Annotated in this window: 17 protein-coding genes; 1 reads left to right on the plus strand and 16 read right to left on the minus strand. The window is 50.8% G+C overall.

Translation table 11 applies throughout. The annotated features are described in order from the left end of the window. Positions 1-53: 53 nt before the first annotated feature. The 14 genes from AAE250_RS03550 to AAE250_RS03615 form a co-directional block, all read right to left on the minus strand. Entirely contained in the window at positions 54-1268 is a 1215-nt protein-coding gene (locus AAE250_RS03550) for a DUF4906 domain-containing protein (RefSeq protein ID WP_294601445.1), read from the minus strand. Between the two features lie 14 nt (positions 1269-1282). Continuing rightward, positions 1283-2341: a fimbrillin family protein gene (locus tag AAE250_RS03555; protein ID WP_294601446.1), complete on the minus strand. Its 1059-nt coding sequence runs from the start codon at positions 2339-2341 to the stop codon at positions 1283-1285. Then, the gene (locus AAE250_RS03560) at positions 2307-3272 is read right to left on the minus strand and encodes a fimbrillin family protein (protein ID WP_294601447.1); all 966 of its coding nucleotides are present in this window, start codon (positions 3270-3272) and stop codon (positions 2307-2309) included. The genes AAE250_RS03555 and AAE250_RS03560 overlap by 35 nt, the downstream gene beginning before the upstream one ends. 13 nt (positions 3273-3285) lie before the next feature. Further along, the gene (locus tag AAE250_RS03565; RefSeq protein ID WP_294601448.1) at positions 3286-4179 is read right to left on the minus strand and encodes a hypothetical protein; all 894 of its coding nucleotides are present in this window, start codon (positions 4177-4179) and stop codon (positions 3286-3288) included. A 26-nt stretch (positions 4180-4205) separates the two neighbouring features. Further along, entirely contained in the window at positions 4206-5129 is a 924-nt protein-coding gene (locus tag AAE250_RS03570) for a fimbrillin family protein (protein WP_294601449.1), read from the minus strand. A gap of 16 nt (positions 5130-5145) precedes the next feature. Continuing rightward, positions 5146-6186: a fimbrillin family protein gene (locus AAE250_RS03575; RefSeq protein ID WP_294601450.1), complete on the minus strand. Its 1041-nt coding sequence runs from the start codon at positions 6184-6186 to the stop codon at positions 5146-5148. A gap of 1 nt (position 6187) precedes the next feature. Next, complete coding sequence (locus AAE250_RS03580; RefSeq protein WP_294601451.1) at positions 6188-7363, minus strand: fimbrillin family protein; 1176 nt, start codon at positions 7361-7363, stop codon at positions 6188-6190. Positions 7364-7416: 53 nt separating this feature from the next. Beyond that, positions 7417-8442, minus strand: coding sequence for a fimbrillin family protein (locus AAE250_RS03585; protein WP_294601452.1), 1026 nt, complete (start codon positions 8440-8442; stop codon positions 7417-7419). Between the two features lie 18 nt (positions 8443-8460). Beyond that, entirely contained in the window at positions 8461-9471 is a 1011-nt protein-coding gene (locus tag AAE250_RS03590) for a hypothetical protein (RefSeq protein WP_342288719.1), read from the minus strand. Between the two features lie 405 nt (positions 9472-9876). Further along, positions 9877-10836 (minus strand): fimbrillin family protein, encoded by a 960-nt coding sequence (locus AAE250_RS03595; protein WP_342288720.1) that lies wholly within the window; start codon positions 10834-10836, stop codon positions 9877-9879. A gap of 15 nt (positions 10837-10851) precedes the next feature. Continuing rightward, positions 10852-11229, minus strand: a complete 378-nt coding sequence (locus tag AAE250_RS03600) for a hypothetical protein (RefSeq protein WP_294600799.1) — start codon at positions 11227-11229, stop codon at positions 10852-10854. 156 nt (positions 11230-11385) lie between these two features. Next, the gene (locus tag AAE250_RS03605) at positions 11386-11535 is read right to left on the minus strand and encodes a transcriptional regulator (protein WP_294600801.1); all 150 of its coding nucleotides are present in this window, start codon (positions 11533-11535) and stop codon (positions 11386-11388) included. A 296-nt stretch (positions 11536-11831) separates the two neighbouring features. Further along, a complete protein-coding gene (locus tag AAE250_RS03610; RefSeq protein WP_342288721.1) occupies positions 11832-12389 on the minus strand; it encodes a UpxY family transcription antiterminator in 558 nt (185 codons plus the stop codon). Positions 12390-12976: 587 nt separating this feature from the next. After that, a complete protein-coding gene (locus AAE250_RS03615) occupies positions 12977-13540 on the minus strand; it encodes a YdeI/OmpD-associated family protein (protein ID WP_294600805.1) in 564 nt (187 codons plus the stop codon). A gap of 92 nt (positions 13541-13632) precedes the next feature. On the opposite strand from AAE250_RS03615, the gene AAE250_RS03620 reads away from it, so the two are divergent. After that, entirely contained in the window at positions 13633-15012 is a 1380-nt protein-coding gene (locus AAE250_RS03620; protein ID WP_294600807.1) for an MATE family efflux transporter, read from the plus strand. Here AAE250_RS03620 and AAE250_RS03625 read toward each other — a convergent pair. Together AAE250_RS03625 and cbiD are read right to left on the minus strand one after the other, a co-directional pair. Next, positions 14987-15664 carry a porin family protein gene (locus tag AAE250_RS03625; RefSeq protein ID WP_294600809.1) on the minus strand — a complete coding sequence of 226 codons (678 nt, stop codon included), beginning with the start codon at positions 15662-15664 and terminating at the stop codon, positions 14987-14989. The two genes, AAE250_RS03620 and AAE250_RS03625, sit on opposite strands and share 26 nt — an antisense overlap. Continuing rightward, the gene (gene cbiD, locus AAE250_RS03630; RefSeq protein WP_294600810.1) at positions 15661-17568 is read right to left on the minus strand and encodes a cobalt-precorrin-5B (C(1))-methyltransferase CbiD; all 1908 of its coding nucleotides are present in this window, start codon (positions 17566-17568) and stop codon (positions 15661-15663) included. Before cbiD ends, AAE250_RS03625 begins: the two co-directional genes overlap by 4 nt. Positions 17569-17570 lie beyond the last annotated feature (2 nt).

Below are 17570 nucleotides of genomic sequence, written 5' to 3' on the forward strand. Positions count from 1 at the left end.
ATTTTTTGTTCTTTTGTTCTTATGTCTCAATCTCTCTTTTCTTTTTTGATTTGTCAGAAGTCCACCGTCATGTTGATATGGTCTATTTCGTCGAACACCACCACTCCTCCGTCTGTAATCGTCACGCGTACATCCCCGCTGTTGGCTCCGCTGATTTGTACGTCGAGCGTGTAGCTGTAGCCGCGTCGGATGTTGTAGTCGTCTATCAGGTTGGTGCCCGGGTAGATGCGGTATTTCACGGTGATGGCACCTGCGTGCGCTTCGGCATATTTATACTCGCCCGTCAGTTCGATGTAGGTACAGTTGGCAAGGCTGCCGCCTGTAGGCTTTCCGTCCGTTCCGAGGGTGGGCGGTGTGCCGAGCGCCGTAGGGCCGTAATCCTTCAGGTTCTTTTCGTAGAAGGAGGTGGCGCAGCCGCGGCCGCGTAGGTTTTCGGGCATGTAGAAAGTCTTTTCCGTTCCTGCGGCGATGCCTGTTTCGGTGGAGCTGCTTACAAGATTATACGTTGCGTCGAAGTTGCCCGCATCTGCTGCGGGATATATCACGGCCTTTTCGTCTCCCGCACACGTACCGAGCGCGATGTTCTTGGGCAGATTACAGGCATCAATCGAAGTGATGGTGATGCTGCTGCCGTCATTCGGCAGCTTGTCCGTCCATTTCACCTTCATTTCTGCATAGGCGCGGTTCAGCGGGGCCATGATAACGGCATGTACTCCGTCCTCTGCTTGGGGCGTGGTTTCCACCTTGGTATACTCCAGGGCATCGGAAATCAGCAAGCCCGTCTCCTTGCTGCGCTCGCTTTGAATGGTGGTGAGGGCTACCGTCTTTTGCAGCAACTTCTTCTCCTCGGAACCTGTTGCAAAGTCCGTCAAGAATCCCGTTCCCGCATTGGCTATCACGCGGAAGTGACTGTTCACATTGGAGAAACCATCGGTCGCCACTTCAATCAAGAAGCTCTCTTTATCTTGAATGCTCTTCATTTTATTTTGGGCAAAATTCTGTGCCTTGAGCATCTTATCGTCCGTGTCGAACTGTACCACCCATACTTCCTTTATCTCAATTCCCGCCAGGGTCAGGGGCTTGGTGTCGTCCGCCCTTGTTGCATTCACCGTCAGCGCGGGCGGTGCCGACAACTTGAACACGAGTCCTTCCGTTTCTGTCCCTGTTCCCGTTTCCGTTTCGGGCATCCGCGCTTCGCACGCCGCAAGCATCCACATCAGTGCAAACGCTGCCAGCGGCATATATTTCTTTAAATAACAATGTCTCATATTTTTTGTTTTTATTACTCTTTTCCCATATCCTCAGCTTCCAGCGGTATCCTGTTCCAGTCCGTGACGGCCAGCGTCAGGTCCACGGGCTTGATTTCCCCGTAGAAGGTCAGCGTGAAGTCGAACTTATACGTCATGCCGGGCAACAACGCTTTCAGGAGGGATGCCTTGTAGACGGGATAAATCGTTTTCTCCGTATTGTCGCTTTCCGTATATGTGATAGTCATGGCCACGTCGAAGGTCAGCGTGCCGTCTACGGGCAGCAATACCTTTGCGGGGCTCACGGCGGGGGGCTTGCTGTCCAGCCCGCTACCCGTGAATCCCGAGAAAGCGACGCTGTTGTCGTTTGCTTTGTCAGCGGGCACCTCCCATGCGGAGCTGTTCAACCGATAGACCAACTCGTGGCGCAAACCTCCTATGGTAATCGATGTTACGGTCAGGCCCGACGGCTTTACGGGCGTGTTATCCTTGACGGACACCGTGGTAATCACCTGCGACCCCATGCGCTTGAAGGGTTCGGGCAGCTGCACTTCCATCATGTTCTTTCCCGCTTCGGGTTGCACCACTACGTTTGTCAGCTTGGTGCACATGAAGTCGTGGTTGTTCTCCACCGTCACTTTTCCTTCGTCATCCGTCTTTGGGTAAGACGCTTCCGAGTTGTAGGACAGCAGATAAATGTCGTAGCTTCCTCGATACAGCTTCAGGGGACCCGTAGCCGTTCCTCCCGCTTCCACCTTGTATACGGCGTCTCCCAAGGGAGCCTTGAAGTCCGTCGTCCCTGCGGGGAAGGCGTAGATGCGGATATACTTCCCCGCACTCATATCTTCCGTTGTCTCCGTGCCGTCGGCGCGCGTGGCGCCTCCGCCCTTGTAGAGCCCGAATTGCAGCAACACGGCTTCTTCCCCGTCGGTGTCCGTTTCCGTCTCCAAGGCGGAATCGCATCCCGCCGCCGCTACGGCCAGCAGGGCGCAAATTCCCGTTCTTATTTTCAATAATCCGTTTATCATTCCTTTCTTCATATCTTTCTTCTCCTCGATGTTAAATACCGATACCCGTATTCTGGTTGGCGTCATTTTTCCATTTGTCTATCTTCACTCCCAGCAGGCTTCCGCCTATCTTGTTCACCTGTATGGCATAGGTGTAGTGATGCCCCGCCAGCCACTGCACTCCGTCGCCGCTCACTACGGAGGTTTCGAAGACGCGGGCTTCGGTCTCATCGCCCACCTGCACGGTCAGTCGGAACGACAGTTTCTGTTCGGTACCCTTCATGGGGGCCACCAGACTGCTGATGTTGGGCGTTTGCGCCTGTGAGGGCAGGTCCAACGGCGTCGCTCCCGTGAGTTCCAGCGAACTCGTCACCGCCAGTCCTTCCAGCACGCCCGTGGTCAGGTTCATGGTGGCGTTGCTTCCCGTCTGCAGACGTCCCGTGGCGCTCAGAATCTCCACTTTCTTCAGCAGCAGTTGCTCCTCCACGGCTTTGTTGATGCGGAAGCTCACCTTTGCCAAGGCATGCTTGAGCTCGAAAGCCACCGAACGCTTTCCGTCGTAAGCCGTCACGGGCGTTCCCGAGTAGAGGTAGTCGGTCTGTGCGGATGCCGTGAAGTTGTCGGGCACCACCTTTACGGGCACGGTATGCCCGCCGCTGCCGCCGTTTGTCACTACGAGGTCCGAGGGATAGAAAGCGTAGAGCTTGTCGGGTGTTTCTATGGAGGAATTAATAGAGGGCGGATTCGTTGCCGTCCAGTTTCCGCTTTTATAGGTGTAGACGGATTGGGCGTTGGATCCCAATGCCGCGTCGGCGTTGTTGGTGGCGTATACGCCCACTTCGGTGAGTTGGGCGGCTCCCAAGGCCGAGGCTCGTGTGTCGTTGCCGTCGGGCACGGTGACGGATTGCAGCCGCAAGGCTTCCTCAGGCATATTGTCCGTCGTTAACGCCTCGTCTTCCCCGCAGGCCGCGGTCAGCAGCAGCAGGGAGGCGAGAAGGTATAATTTATTCTTGTTCATAGCGGTAAGTTTGTTAAATGGCATCTCCCATGTCGACTTCTTTTTCTGCAGTGAAGTCTTTCACTTTTATGCTGTTCAATATCAGTTCGGTGGTGGAGGTGAAGGTGTACAGGTATTCGTGTCCCGCTTGCAGGGAAAAGGCGGTGCCGTCGGGGTTGGCTGCTCCTTTTTCCTCATAAATTTGGGTGGTCGTCGTTCCGCCCACCTTTTTTGTGACTTTGATGGTGAAGGTCGAGATGCCTGTCTTGAATATTCCCGTATACGTGTGGAGTCGCTTTTCTTTGGAGGTACACAGCAGCTGCACGATATCGGCCTTCTTCTTTGCCGCTCCTTCTATCGTTTCCGTTCCCGTTTCCGTACAAACCCCCGTTCCCGAGATTTCGGCACCTACGGCTTCGGTGTCTTCTTTGTAGGTTACCACAATGGTAATCTTTGCCGCTGCGGGTGCGAATTGAAACTTTACGCGGTTGCCCGTGGCCTTGGCTTCGGCTTTCAGCTGATTGCTCTGCCAGAAGCGGGTCGGTGTGGTCTGGTCGGAGAGGATTGCGTTGAAGTCCACGGGATAGGTGGCGGTAAAGGTTTCGCCATCCGAGGCGAGCAGTTGGGTGTCTATATTGTCCACTATCCAGCCGTTCGTGCCTTTATGATAGCCGACGGCTTTGTCGGCACCATCCGTTGTTTTGTAGATATGAATCTTGTCTCCCGTCTCGAATCTATTTTTGTCGTAGTCGTCGGCATGAGGGTCTTCGACAGATTCGCCAGCACGTGTGTGCCCTCCCGCAATGTCCGCCGAAACTTCCAGCGGCAGGGCAGGCAGGTCGTCGTCCTGCGTGCTGCATGATGACGGTACGATGCACAATGCCGACACGATGCACGGCAGGATAAAATGTATATACTTCTTTTTCATTGTCTTTTCATTTCTTAAATCACCAATCACTTATTAAACCCTCCTTCGTAGCGCGATTCCGATGCCCATCCCTTTATCTCTTCGCCTGTGGCGACGAGGATGTCGTTCCTGATATTCAGGGTGTAGGTGTAGTGGTTTCCCGCTTGCATTCCGCAGGTTATGTCGGCCGTATAGGTGGTTCCGTTCGCGTCGGTCACGGAGATGTGGATGGTGGTGGGGGCGGGGTTGGTGTCCGTTGCCGTATTCTTGGGAAAGATAACGGCATGCCAGGTAAGCTCTGCCGCTACGGGGCGCAGCATTTGTATAGCTTCGTCGGTACTTGTCGTTTCGCTTGTTCCTGTGCGCAGCCCTTTGCCTTTCACGCTCATTTGCGTGAAGACGGGGGCATCCGTCTCCGTGGGATGCGTGAACTTCAAGGTCAGTTTCACGTTCTCGTGATTGAAGGCGTTGCCGTCCGTGAAGCTCACCGTGGTGCTGATGACGGGCACTTTGGGGGTGCGCAGCAGGTTACTCATCAGGAAGTTCTCCGCTGTGGACTGGTCGGACAGTATGCTGTTGTAGCCTGTGGGGAACTCGGCCTGAAAGGAGGTGGCTGGCAGGAAGCTCAAGGGCGTGCTTTCCGTGGGGACGTCCCATTTGCCGTCGCTCGTCAGGGTATAGGCTGTGGAGACGAGCGGTTTCTCTGCCTCGCCGCGGTAGCAACTGATGGAGATTTTGTCGCCGCTTTGGAACACACTGCGGTCGTAGGTTTCGACGTCGATGTCGGCGAGGGTGGCAATGTCGTTTTCCGCCCGTGTTTCAGGGCTTTCGTCCGACGTGCGGGCTATCTCGGCTCGGAAGGTCATGGGGGTACCTTCGGGAATCGCGGTTCTTTCATCGTCATGATCCGTACAGGCGGCGAGCGACAGTAGCAGACAGAGGACGGCGGCAGGTTTCAAATTCGTTCTCATAATTAATCACTAATCATTATTCTATGGAGGGGGGCATCTCGGTGGGATTCTCACCCTTATTACCCTCATTCCACTTATTGATGGTCACACTCTCAATGGTAACCTTGCTCGCGTCCAGCACGAGGTTGTAGGTGTAGAAGCGGCCTTTCTCCCATGCTTGGTTGAAGAAGTCCTTAGGGGTGACGGAGAGGGTACGGTTGTTGTTGTCATTGAGCTCTTCGCCCAGCACGAGGCTTAGGGTGACGGTATTGTCTGTTGTGACGGGTTTTGGAGCTACGAGGCCGTAAGCCACGGGGGTCGGGGTGCCGTTCTTGCCCGGTAGCTGCGGGGTGGCGGTGGCTTTGAAGGACAGTTTGCTGCAGGCGGTCAGTGACAGAGTACCGTCGTTCAGTTGCATGGTGCCGTCTCCCGCTCTGAAAAGGTTCGTTCCGTCTAGGCTGACGCTTTTCACGAAGTCGTATTGGTCGTCGGACGGGCGGCTCGGAGCGTATTTTATGGTGAAGATGATTCGGGAGAGGGCGTGCTGCAGGTAGATAGCGGGGGTATTGGCGGTGCTGCTTACGCTGATGGCGTCAGCCTGTCCCGGGGTATTGCTGGCGGAACCGTACAGGTAATCGACGGTTGAGCAGGCGATGGTGCTTGCGCCGTCAAAGTTCTGTGTGGCGGGGATGCTGACCGGTACGGTGGGGGCTTCGGGTGCATTCCCGGTAACGGTCAGATTGGAAGGGGAGCAGGCATACAGCCTGCCTTCCGTGGCGTTGACGTAGAATGTAGGGGTGGTAGTCCAGGGCTGGCCTGCGGTTGCAGGAGCGCTGAATACTGCCGCAGCGGGTGCTCCGGGATAAGCTGTATTGTCTGCTGCACGGGTCACGTAGATGCTGATGGTGCTTATCTGGTCGTCACCTGTACCAATGCCGTTCACGATGGAACGGCTGGTGGCAGCAGTCGTGATGTTGGGTTGCAGTGCCACGCGCGTACTGTCTTCAAGCGGAGATGTTTCTCCGTTACATCCCCCCAGGATAAGGGGGATGCAGAGGAGGATAAGGGGGGATTTCATATTACTGAATGTTTAGGTCTCCATCGACAACGACTTCGCTCCAAGCGGTAACTTCCACTTTGCTGATGGTGAGTTCAGTACCGCTCAAATTTACGGTGTAGAGGTAGTTTTTGCCGGGCAATAAGTGGCCGCTATTACCGCTATCTGTATTTGTAGGCGCTGTCAACGTTGTTGTGTACTTGGTATTATCGATCGTGAAGGTTACTCCTATAGTGCTTCCAATCGAAGCAGTGGTAGGCAGTACCAGGATGCTGAACTTTTTGGCGTCTGCAGCGGTCTCGGGTATGGTATAACCTTCATTTCCAATGGTGCGTATATAAGTTGCGGCCGTAGTACTGGGAGTGATTTCACCATCAGCTATCTTCATCGTACCTGTGGCTGCTGTTGCAGTTTCTTCTGTTTCTTTTGTCTCTTCTGTTGTTGTTGGTATTGAGGCACTGGAATCATTATACTTCATTACTATTTTCGTCAATTTACCATCTCCCATATAGGTATTACCCTTGTATACACGGAAACTAATCATAGAAAGGGCATGATTCATGGTGAGCTCAATGCTACTTTGTCCCGATGCGTTACTTGCTTTTTTTGAAGTGGCATACATATAGTCTGTTTCTCCCGGAGCGGCGGCAATGGGTTTCTCGGTGGCACTGCTGGGGGCTGTAATATCATTGGCCTGACCATCGGCATTATCCGCAGGGGTGATTGTTCCTTCAGCCAGGGTGCTGACGTTGATTGTGGAAGAGGTTGAAAAGTCTCCGCTGATAGAGATTGGGGTAGTGCCCATGCTACCGTCTGTTGTATTTATCTGGTATGCCGGATAATAAGCATAGATCGTAGCTTCTGCATTGGTCAGGTAAATCTTGGGTGTGCCATTGTTTTCCCAACCACTACCATCATTTTTTTGCGTATATATCGCATGGTTGTTATTCTTCGCTGCCGTATAGTCGTCTCCTGTAGCATACACCACTACATTCTGCATCACATTTGTCCCTGTTCCGCTCTGTGTCCCTCCCTGTATTACGCTGCGTGTGGCCGCTACTTTGGGTGATATCCGCAGTTCTATCGGTTCGTTATTCTCCGTTTCTGCGGCATCGTTGCCCTCGCATCCCATAGCGAGCATCATGCAAGGCAGCGCCAGGGATAAACGCCACAAATTTTTACTCAGTCTTTTCATCATTATGTGTTTTTTTATCTGTTTATTATTATTGTAAGTTAATTCTATTCTTGATTTCAGTCCCTGTCTCCTATCCCCAGATCCCCTGCATCTACCAGCTCCCACGGTTCCACTGTGATGGAGGTGATGGAAAGGGTATAGTCGGAAAGGGTCAGAGTCACTACATGCGACATGCCTGCCTTCAGTATTCCCGAAGATTGGTCTTCGCCGTATGTAATCTTCACATTGTTATAAGTTCCCGTGGACGTTTCCACGGTCAGTGTATATTCAGCGCCTGCACTTCCGTCCAGTGGTGGCAACATCAGGTTGCCCAGCTCTACGGGGGTAGTGCTCGCAACTTCATTATTGCCATTTTCAGGCTCCAGCGACAAACCGTTTGTACTTCCGGAAGGTGTACTGAATGCGGGTTCTCCCGTTGCTAGCGGAACTACCGCCTGCGTCTTGGCTTCGTTTACGGTTATTTTCAGGATCTTCACCGGCAAGCCTCCGTCTTTCTTCTTGCATGCCTTGAAACGTATTCGGGTCAGCAGGTGGTTGAATGTAAGCGGCTTGTTCTTCTCCGACATTGTATTGCCGTAAAAGCGTTCTCCGTCCCATTTGCACCCTCGTAACTCGCTGACATAGAGCAGGTCTTGCTGCCCGGTCAGGGCGTAAGTCGCGGCACCGTCCGTAGGCGCAGTCACCGGAGCCCAGGCCACCAGATATAGATAATCGCCATAAAGGGGATAAACGGGAGCGGCTTTGCCGCCCTCCGTATTCCATGTCATACCTCCCGATTTATCCACATCTGCCGTCCATATCCCTTCCTTTTCTCCGGTCAGCGAGGCGTACTGTCCGCTTGCAGAGGCAAAGGCAACGGAAGCCTTAAATGCTTCTTCCGGCTCGGTGCGGGTCAGGGCGACGGTGTCTTCGAGTGCACCGCCCCGGGCGAATAGCTGCACGGGTACGGCTTCCTCCACCGGATACACCTCGCTGCTGTCGCTGTCGCTGTCCGTGCACCCCGCTGCAATCCCCGCAATCCCTGCAAAGGCCAGTAACCGGTAAACCTGCAAAAGCGTCTTTAGTTTCCGTTTCATCATCATGATGCAAATTCAGGCGGGTTAGTCTAAATCGGCAGAACCTGCGGCTCCTTCCTTCCACGGGGTTACAGTAGCCGTAGCTGTAACGGTTGCAGCGTCCGAAGCTGTTTCCGGTTCCTTCACGTCCAGGGTAATCAGATGCGCTTTGGCCGTTTCTGTTATTAAATCGTCATTGCCATTCTTAATGGTGACATTGGTAAAGGTCAGGTCGGCACCGCCTACGGTCATTGTTACATCCACCTTTACACTGTTGCCACCTTTAATCATTACCGAGGAGCCGACACCGGCGGGAGTTGTCGACACAACCGGGTTCGAAATGCCTGGAATGCTTAAAGCAGAAGTCGCGTCCGTCCAGGAGACAGTGCCGTCTGCTGCATCTACCGTTTGGGGAAGTTGGACATTCTGGATGGAAATGCTCTTCAGGGAAATGCTCTTCCCACTCCATTCACCGGTGCCGGTGGCTGCTGCAGTCAGTTTCATGGCAAAGCTCAGTTGCGTGGTGAGGTGGTTGAATGCCAGGTTGATTGAATTTTCCGGAGCACTTTCACTTCCCGCATCCACAGCTGCGGCATACATTACGTCCTGTTGTCCGTCTATCGTTTTCATGGTTACGATTGTACCGCTGGCTGCTAGATTACCGTCGGGAGCTACGGCTACCAGGTGGGACTTGGTGCTGGAAGAAGTGTTTTCGTGTACATAATAAAGCGTCGGGTTCAGGGTCACCGTAGCATCTGTACCTGCCTTGAAGGAGGCTGTGGATACATTGGCACGGTCGTTCAATGTTCCGCTTTGGATGTCATTTTTGTACGTGGGAGTGAAGCCCGTCCAGTCGGCTGTATTTCCGTCGCACATCAGTACCGTGGCTGTCACATCGCTTCCTTCTATGACTGCCGCACGTGTTGTTCCTTGCACGCTGTGTCCTATCCGGATGGCTTTTGCGTTAACCGGTGCTTCCGGTGTACTCATGTTTTCACTCTCACTGCATCCGGCTGCCAGAAGCGCCAGCACTGCTAAACCAATTCTTGTTTTCATTTTTACGTTTGTTTTAATTAATATGATTAATATTGATATGATTAATTTCTTATTTAAGTTTCGCAAGTTTATATGGAGGCTGTTAAATGATAATTTAGCGCGAAGCGCTAAATTAAGTTGACGAGCTACAAGCGTGACTATCCTAAACTCTCCCGCCTGAAAGGGGGAGTACCCCGTAGGGGGGAGGGAGTCTAACATCAGCGAAGGGTAACTCTGTATTGTGCCCCTTGCGGATGTAAGACCCCTCCGTCCTACGGACACCTCCCCTTTCAGGCGGAGGGGTTGGAGATACTCTTGCTCATAACTCAAGCGCGCTTGCGCGCGCTAAATTCCCATTTAAAAGAACTTGCGAAACTTGAATTTCTTATGTAATGTTCCTGATTAATCAGAACTATCTGTCCTGAATTACAGATGCCTTGTCACCAGCTCCCCGTTTCCTCCGCTGCCGTCCTCCCAATGCCCGACGGTTGCCGTTACGTTTACCGCCTTTGGATCGAGTGAGGAAGGATCGGGAATTTCTACTGAAACGGTGTAGGATATTCCCCCTTCGCCTACGCCTCCTTCAAAGTGGATGGGCAGACCGGTGTAGACCAGGTCGTTCTCCGGCTCTTCATCCGTTGCCAGGCGCAGGTCTATGGTGAACTCCGCTTCCGGCTGTACCAGCACAAAGCCTGGAAGCTCGGCAACGCCTGCTTCGAAGGGGAAACAGTTGCCTGACTTCTCACTGTCATAGAGGATGACGGGCGGTGCCGGATTGCCGCACTCCAGCTTCCCGGTGAGCAGCGAAAGCGTCACTTCCTGTGCCAGCCCGTTCAGGCGGAGTGAACGGATGCTGTATTGTTCGGGATTTTCTACATCCAGTTTCAGTCGGAAGCTCAGTTGGGTGAGCAGGTGGCGGTGTACCAGCATCTTTTCTGTATCTGCCGTGAAGGGATTCTCCGCCGATCCGCTTTGCTCGGCTGTCAGCATCAGGTCTTCTTCCCCGGTGAGGGTGTATGTCAGTGTTCCGTCTTCTGTCAGGGGTGCGGGAGGGTAGAATCCGCGCAGGTAAACGTGGCTGCCGTCCGTGGGGTAATACCGCACGGGGACAAGGGTAATCTCATTGCCTGTTGCAACGCCGTCCCAGCATTGTGTATAGCTTCCAGAAAGGCTTCCGCATGCCACGCATACGGGAGTAGCGTCGAAGGCATCTACTGCGGCTCGGGTACGGATACCGGTATACAGTTGTATGGGTATCGGTTCGGGCTCGGAGGAGTGTTTGGAGCAGGCTTGCAACACTACGGTCAACACTGTAAGCAATGACAGCACGACAAACAGGAAGTGTATCGCAAGCTGTGGATAAATCTGTTTATTTTTCCATTTCATGAATTGCCGTATTATTCAGAACAAGTCGTTCAGTTTGATCTCTGCCAGATAGAGGCGCGTCATGTGATTGATCACTCCGAGTTTTGCAGCTGCACCGCGATAATGCTGGTAGAGCATCTCGTGTGTGGGATGGTTGCAGTTCAGATGCTCACCGATGGCTTCCAGCAGGTCGAGCAGGGTTATCTGATAGCTGGGCCTTGCCAGTTCATAGGCGGTCAGCAAGTCTCGCTGCTCGGTATCCTTGCAACGTATCAGTCCTCCTGCTTCGAGTTTCAGAAGCAGTTCGGAAACGGTGTTCTGTACAAGGGCATAATAGGGCAGGATTTCCTGCGTATTTCCCTGGGCTATGTCGTTGAGTACCGATATAGCCGTCTGTGTTAATGGTGTCAGCATGATATTTATAATTTGTTTGTTTACTGATTGTCTATTGATTGAGAATCCCTAAACACCAATGATGAGATTTCCTTCCACATCTTCTTGATTTCCCTTTCTGTGGCATATTCATAGAAAGCCTTTATAATGCGGATGTAGAAGCTCAATTTCAAATCCTTACCATCCCGAACTCTCGTAATACGTGCGGCGGCTGATATGACAGTCGCTGCAAAGCTGTTTAACGCTGATTCCCAAGTTGAGACGGAAATCATCAATATATTCGCCTAAACTCTCGTAACTACATGATTCTTCTGTTGCTTCAAGCATGATTTTTATAAATTGAAATGAGTACAATAAACATAAATTTGGCGGGCATTTTACCGGGCATTTTACCGGGCATTTGCCCGATTGATATAATATATATATACTAAAGGGGGATTCTTCTAACGAAGAACTTTCGCCTACCGGCGATGAGTATTCAATGCTTTAAACTTCAAGGAAAATATTATAACATCTGCTCTTTTGCTTGCTTATACGATGAAACTTGAAGATTAGTAATCATGTCGTGCAAAGATTAGTAATCATGACAGGCGAAGATTAGTAATAGCATTCCCTGCAGATTATTATCTCTCTATGATTTCTATGAATTCCGGTTCGATGTAGGCAGCTGCAACGGCTACGATGCCCGGTATCTTGATGACGATCCGTTTACTTCGTTTGCCCTTTACTTTCAGGAGTACCCCTTCCACGCCATCGAATGCTCCGCCGTGGACGCGTACTTTTTTGCCTTTTTCCAGGCAGATTTCTTCCGGTTTATAGTATGTGAGGTCTTCCTCGTATTTCTGCGCTACTTTGATGAAATCCTGCATCTGACTGCCGGGTACGATAATGATTTTTCTTCCCGCGTCCGTTTTTTGCGTGATATATTGCAGATAAGGATTTCTTGTTTTGAACTCGGTCAAAACAGATTTGGTGGTACGGACAAAGACCAGGTTGGAAATGGCGGGGACAAGTACCCGCTCTTTTCTTCCGTGATGTTCTTTGATGGTATAGCACATGGGAATGAAACTTTCAATATTTTCTTTCTTCAACTCTTTCTGTGCATGTAGTTCCTTTTTGTAAGCATACATGGCATACCAAACGGTAGTTTCTTCACCTTCTTTTTCCGTCGTGTTATACATTCTTTTATTCTGAATTTTATTGTGTTATGCTTGCGCCAGGGCATACCTTTGGGACCTTGAAATTGCTGTAATACAGTGTATCTCAATTAGTTAATTGTTTGTTTGCTTTAATATCCCCTTTTTTATTTTGTACTGTCTCTATATAAGAGACAGCACAACGTGTATAACCGCCAATAAATCAGTTTATTACAGATGATTATTTTTTGCTTAATGAGACGACTTTAATATTTTTTCATCGCCTATTAAAGTTAGTTTATAAAAAATAGGGATTGACTATATATTTAAATAATTAGTACTTCGTATTATTTTATATGAATGTAAAATGTTGATCTTTAAAATATTGAATCCTTGTTGCAAACAATTTTATTAAATTTTTCCTTGCTTATATTTGCTAATGTCTGCACTAATTAATACTTTTGTCAGTGCTTTGTGCTGTCTCTTATATAGAGACGTTACTAATTCTTTTGTAGAATCAGCTGCTATTATTTCGATTATGAAAGGATAAATGAGCAAGATTTTTCAATTAAAAACCTCCGGTGTTTGAGTGTAGATGTGAAGGCGATTTTTCTTTTTTCAGCTTTATTGAATTAATAGTATTTTCCAATTCCACCGAATCCTGTTATCATTTTATTTTCTTTTGTTTTATTGATAAAGTTGTTCAATCGCTTTTCAAATTCTTCCGGTCGTTTTCTGGCAGCCTCAATGTATGCAATTCGGATGCGTTTATATGAGTCTGAGAAGTGTTGGTAATTTTCCCATACAACTTTATCTTCTTTCAGTTTGTCGATTATATCATTTGGAAAAACAAAAGGAGCAGATAAAACATTTCGTATTTTATCCTCAAATTTAGGGTGTATCATTTTATTTTCCAATAACCATTTAAGTCTTTCTTTATTGGCTTGCGAGTATGTGCTTTTAGGATTTCTGGGCGTGAAATGCTGAATTTTATGTTCTTTGTCAAGCGACTTTATTGTGCTGTCAATCCACTCGAAACAAAGGGCTTCTTCAACAGCATCATTGTATGCAATACCTTTCTTGCCCGAAGATTTATTGGGAAATACAAACCAAACTTCATTAGCAGTTTCAAAGTTTTCAATCAGCCATTTTCGCCAATCTTTTCTGTTTTCAAAATACTTGATTTCTATCGTCATAACAAATAAATGAATTTTTATAATAGACTGTAATAGCTACAAATATAAGAAGATTTTTTGTTTATCTTTGTAACCTGAAAAAATAACTCCCCATGATGCATCATTCAGCAAAAGACAATTATGTCCATCTGACTACGACACCGGTTCCGCGGTTAATCATCTCGTTGGCTATACCGACTATCATCAGTATGCTGGTGACCTCGTTCTACAATATGGCAGATACCTATTTTGTGGGTAAAATAGATACTCAGTCTACGGCAGCGGTAGGTATTGTGTTTTCGGTGATGTCCATTATTCAGGCAGTGGGATTCTTCTTCGGACATGGTTCGGGAAACTATATCTCCCGTAAACTTGGAGCGCAGGAGACGGAGAATGCGGAGAAGATGGCGGCTACCGGATTCTTCTACGCATTATTTATCGGAGCATTCCTGGCAGTGCTGGGATTGCTGTTTCTCACCCCTCTGTCTTTGGCATTAGGTTCTACGCCGACCATTCTTCCTTATACGGAACGCTATTTGGGCATCATCCTCATTGGCGCCCCCTTTATGACAGCATCTTTGGTGCTGAACAACCAGATACGTTTTCAGGGAAATGCAGCTTACGCTATGGTGGGAATTGTGACGGGAGCGGTTATCAATGTGGTGTTGGATCCGATATTGATCTTTGTTTGCAACATGGGTGTGTCCGGAGCGGCGCTGGCTACGGTTATCAGCCAGTTTTGCAGTTTCTCCCTGTTACTGTATATGGGGCGCAAGGGCGGAAATATCCGAATCCGCTATAAAAACTTCACGCCGACACGGGCTTTTATAAAAGAAATTATCGGTGGAGGTACGCCTTCGCTTGCCCGTCAGGGATTGGCGAGTGTGGCAACCATTCTTTTGAATGTGGCTGCCGGTGCATACGGTGATGCCGCCATTGCAGGTATGTCCATCGTGACGCGCATCTCCATGTTCATCAATTCGTTCCTGATAGGTTTCGGGCAAGGCTTTCAGCCGGTATGCGGATTCAATTATGGGGCGGGACTGTATGCCCGCGTGCGTCAGGGCTTCTGGTTCTGTGTGAAAGTAGGTTTCTTCTTCCTGCTGATTTGTGCAGTGGCGGGCATGGGTTATGCCGAGGAGATTGTTTCCGTTTTCCGTAAGGGCGACCCTGCGGTAATAGCTACCGGTGCGGCCGCTCTGCGCTGGCAGTTCATCACTTTTCCGTTGGGTGCCTGGATTGTGGTCAGCAACATGATGTTGCAGACAATCCGCAAGCCGGTGCGGGCCACGATATTATCTTCGGCGCGACAGGGGCTGTTCTTTATTCCGCTGATATTTATTCTGCCCGGCTTCCTGGGGTTACAGGGGGTGGAGATGTGCCAGGCCGTTGCCGATATGCTTACCTTCTTCCTCGCCATTCCGCTGACGTGCGGGGTGCTGGCGGAGATGAAGAGGAAAGAAGCCCTTACCAGAAGCGATATCCCAGCGTAAAGAATGAAGCGAAGTTTTTGGGCAGGTATTTATCATATCCTCCGTATTCTTCCTGTATCATTTGATTGAGTTGCTTGTTGACTGTGACAAATCCAACTTGTACTTCGGCACCGATGATGAACCGGCGGTAGTCGAACGTAAGCCCGATGGCAAGACCTGCATCGAAGCGGTTGTTACCCATCTTGCCATCTATCATACTGCCGAAGGTGTCTATCTTGAAACGGTAGGATGATGACATGCTGCTACTTGCATAGTCGTTTATCTCGCCGGATGATTTGCCGCCTACACCTATGGCTACATAGGGGCCTGCACTCAACGAAGCATGATAATCCTTGCCCAGGTTGAGACGGGCGGCTATCATAATGGGGAGTTGGATGTACAGCTCGTTTATGTCCGCTTTGCCCATGTACTCTATTTCTTTCTTGCCGCCGATAGATACGAATTCCAGTGCTGATTGCAGAGACCAGGTTCTGTTAAGTATATACTCTGCACCGACTCCGGCCTTATAGGCAATCTTGGTTTCCCTGCCCGTATATTTACCGTGGAAGTAGGATGTTCCGATGCCGGCCTTGGCATGAAAAGAGAGCGGATTTTGTGCCGTTCCGCTCAGTGCGGCCAGCGCGAGGCAGAGGGTGATGATAATTTTTCTCATACGTATATTTCTCCGTTTTCAGTGATTAATAATATGGTTAGTTCGCCATCCGGCAGTAAGGGGGCACAGTGCCGGTGGCAGCATTCTATCAGTATTTTGCAGAAGCTCTCCAGATGGTCGGAGGGGATAAGGTCCCACAACTCACGGGCGAGGTTCATGGACTCGATGGCGGCAGCAGTCTGATCCGGGCAACCGGCTTGGCGGGCAAGGTCCAGGATAAAGGCCTTGTTCATGGTTACTTTTTTGCTGTGCGTGTCCAGATTGCCTTCGGCCAGTTTCACAGCTTTACCTATCATCACGCCGAGGGTGAGACGGGGCAGACCGAGTTCGGCTGCCAGTTTTATTGTTTCGCCGATAAAGTTACCGTAGTGCACAAAGGCTTGCGCAGGCAGGTCGGGATAATAGGCTTTGATGTACTTTTCGCTTTTGGCACCGGAGCTGATGACGATGCGCGGACTTCCGGTGGCACGCGCCACTTCCATGGACTTGCGGATGGAGTTGATAAATGCTTCGGACGAGAAAGGCTTGATGATGCCCGACGTTCCGATGATGGAGATGCCTCCCTCGATGCCCAGGCGCGGATTGAAAGTGCGCTGTGCTATTTCTTCGCCACCGGGAACGGAGATGGTGACTACGAACGGGTTTGCCACTCGGGGGATATGGAGTTTGCGGAGGCAGCGCTTCACATTGTCTTCGATCATACGGCGGGGAGTAGCGTTGATGGCTGCTTCGCCGAGCGGTATTCCCAGACCGGGCATGGTGATCATTCCCACACCTTCGCCGCCGCAAACAATTACGGTGTAATCCTCTTGGAGGACTTCCGGGCTGGGCGAGGGCTCGTCCATGCGGAAGGGGACGGCAACGTTGACTTTGATTTCCATGCCGTCGGTGATGTCGGGGTCATCGCCGCTGTGTTTGATGACGCTGGCGTTGGCCTCCATCATCCAGTCATCATTGAAAAAGTCGGATTTAGGAAGAGCGGGGCTGGGCTGTACGGGTACGAGGATGGTTTCGCCGTCGGGCAGGATGACGGGAAACTCTGTAGGGCGGGACTGGAATTGGACATTGAAGAGATCCCAGGTGGCAGCCACGGCGGCAGCAGTGGCACAAGTACCGGTAGTCAGTCCGCTGTGCAAGGGGTAGAAGTCGGGCAGAAGCTTCTCTACCATGCGGCGCAGGCCGTGGGGGCCATCTACGGTCAGGAAGCCTTCGGGCGTCTCGGGACGGCAGAGGGCGAAGATACGGATGCCCAGTTCGCGGGCTGCTTTTACTTTCTGTACAAAACCGCCGGACGTGCCGCTCTCTTTGATAAGGATGGCTTCGGGATGGAGCTGTTGCATCAGGAGACGTTCGTCTTCTCCCGCGTGGTAGTAATAGAGGTGTTGTTCGGAGAAGCCTTGCTCACGTGCCAACTGTCGGGAGCTTTCGCGGTCGAGGATGCGGAAGTGGCAGCAACAGCAGGCTTTATCGCCCTGCCACAACGGTTTTAAGGAACCGATGCTTTGTACGCCGGTAAGGGCGAGCAGGGTAAAGATGTTTTCGTCTTTTATCCGGCGGATGGCGTCGTCATAGCCTTGGCACCAGGTGATATGTTCCTGGTCGCGCTCGGGATAAATGCGCTCGAAGCGGATGACGGGGATATCGGTGCGGCGTGCCACTTGGGCTACGGTTTCGTGCAGTTGTTGGGCAAAGGGGTGAGCGGCGTCTATCAGCAGGCGGATGCCGTGATGGAGGCAACATCTTTCCAGCGTAATGGTGTCCATGGCACCTTGCAGGCGGATGCCGTTGTGCAACGTCACTTCTTGTTCGTCGCCTTTGGTAGAGTAGTAGAAGGGTTTCCCGGCTTCTTCGAGGGTTTGTGCGGCGACGCGACCTTCGGTAGTGCCGCCTAGAATCAGTATCATAT

Origin of the sequence: Bacteroides sp. GD17 (assembly GCF_038448625.1) — a bacterium.
Taxonomy (GTDB): domain Bacteria; phylum Bacteroidota; class Bacteroidia; order Bacteroidales; family Bacteroidaceae; genus Bacteroides.

Bases quoted from the DNA above. Each gene is read 5' to 3' on its own strand.
- AAE250_RS03600 (WP_294600799.1), bottom strand. From the start codon at position 11,229: ATGCTGACACCATTAACACAGACGGCTATATCGGTACTCAACGACATA.
- AAE250_RS03620 (WP_294600807.1), top strand. From the start codon at position 13,633: ATGATGCATCATTCAGCAAAAGACAATTATGTCCATCTGACTACGACA.
- AAE250_RS03580 (WP_294601451.1), bottom strand. From the start codon at position 7,363: ATGATGAAAAGACTGAGTAAAAATTTGTGGCGTTTATCCCTGGCGCTG.
- AAE250_RS03595 (WP_342288720.1), bottom strand. From the start codon at position 10,836: ATGAAATGGAAAAATAAACAGATTTATCCACAGCTTGCGATACACTTC.
- AAE250_RS03625 (WP_294600809.1), bottom strand. From the start codon at position 15,664: ATGAGAAAAATTATCATCACCCTCTGCCTCGCGCTGGCCGCACTGAGC.
- AAE250_RS03615 (WP_294600805.1), bottom strand. From the start codon at position 13,540: ATGACGATAGAAATCAAGTATTTTGAAAACAGAAAAGATTGGCGAAAA.
- AAE250_RS03555 (WP_294601446.1), bottom strand. From the start codon at position 2,341: ATGACGCCAACCAGAATACGGGTATCGGTATTTAACATCGAGGAGAAG.
- AAE250_RS03570 (WP_294601449.1), bottom strand. From the start codon at position 5,129: ATGAGAACGAATTTGAAACCTGCCGCCGTCCTCTGTCTGCTACTGTCG.
- AAE250_RS03605 (WP_294600801.1), bottom strand. From the start codon at position 11,535: ATGCTTGAAGCAACAGAAGAATCATGTAGTTACGAGAGTTTAGGCGAA.
- AAE250_RS03560 (WP_294601447.1), bottom strand. From the start codon at position 3,272: ATGAACAAGAATAAATTATACCTTCTCGCCTCCCTGCTGCTGCTGACC.
- AAE250_RS03585 (WP_294601452.1), bottom strand. From the start codon at position 8,442: ATGATGATGAAACGGAAACTAAAGACGCTTTTGCAGGTTTACCGGTTA.
- AAE250_RS03610 (WP_342288721.1), bottom strand. From the start codon at position 12,389: ATGTATAACACGACGGAAAAAGAAGGTGAAGAAACTACCGTTTGGTAT.
- AAE250_RS03590 (WP_342288719.1), bottom strand. From the start codon at position 9,471: ATGAAAACAAGAATTGGTTTAGCAGTGCTGGCGCTTCTGGCAGCCGGA.
- AAE250_RS03550 (WP_294601445.1), bottom strand. From the start codon at position 1,268: ATGAGACATTGTTATTTAAAGAAATATATGCCGCTGGCAGCGTTTGCA.
- cbiD (WP_294600810.1), bottom strand. From the start codon at position 17,568: ATGATACTGATTCTAGGCGGCACTACCGAAGGTCGCGTCGCCGCACAA.
- AAE250_RS03565 (WP_294601448.1), bottom strand. From the start codon at position 4,179: ATGAAAAAGAAGTATATACATTTTATCCTGCCGTGCATCGTGTCGGCA.
- AAE250_RS03575 (WP_294601450.1), bottom strand. From the start codon at position 6,186: ATGAAATCCCCCCTTATCCTCCTCTGCATCCCCCTTATCCTGGGGGGA.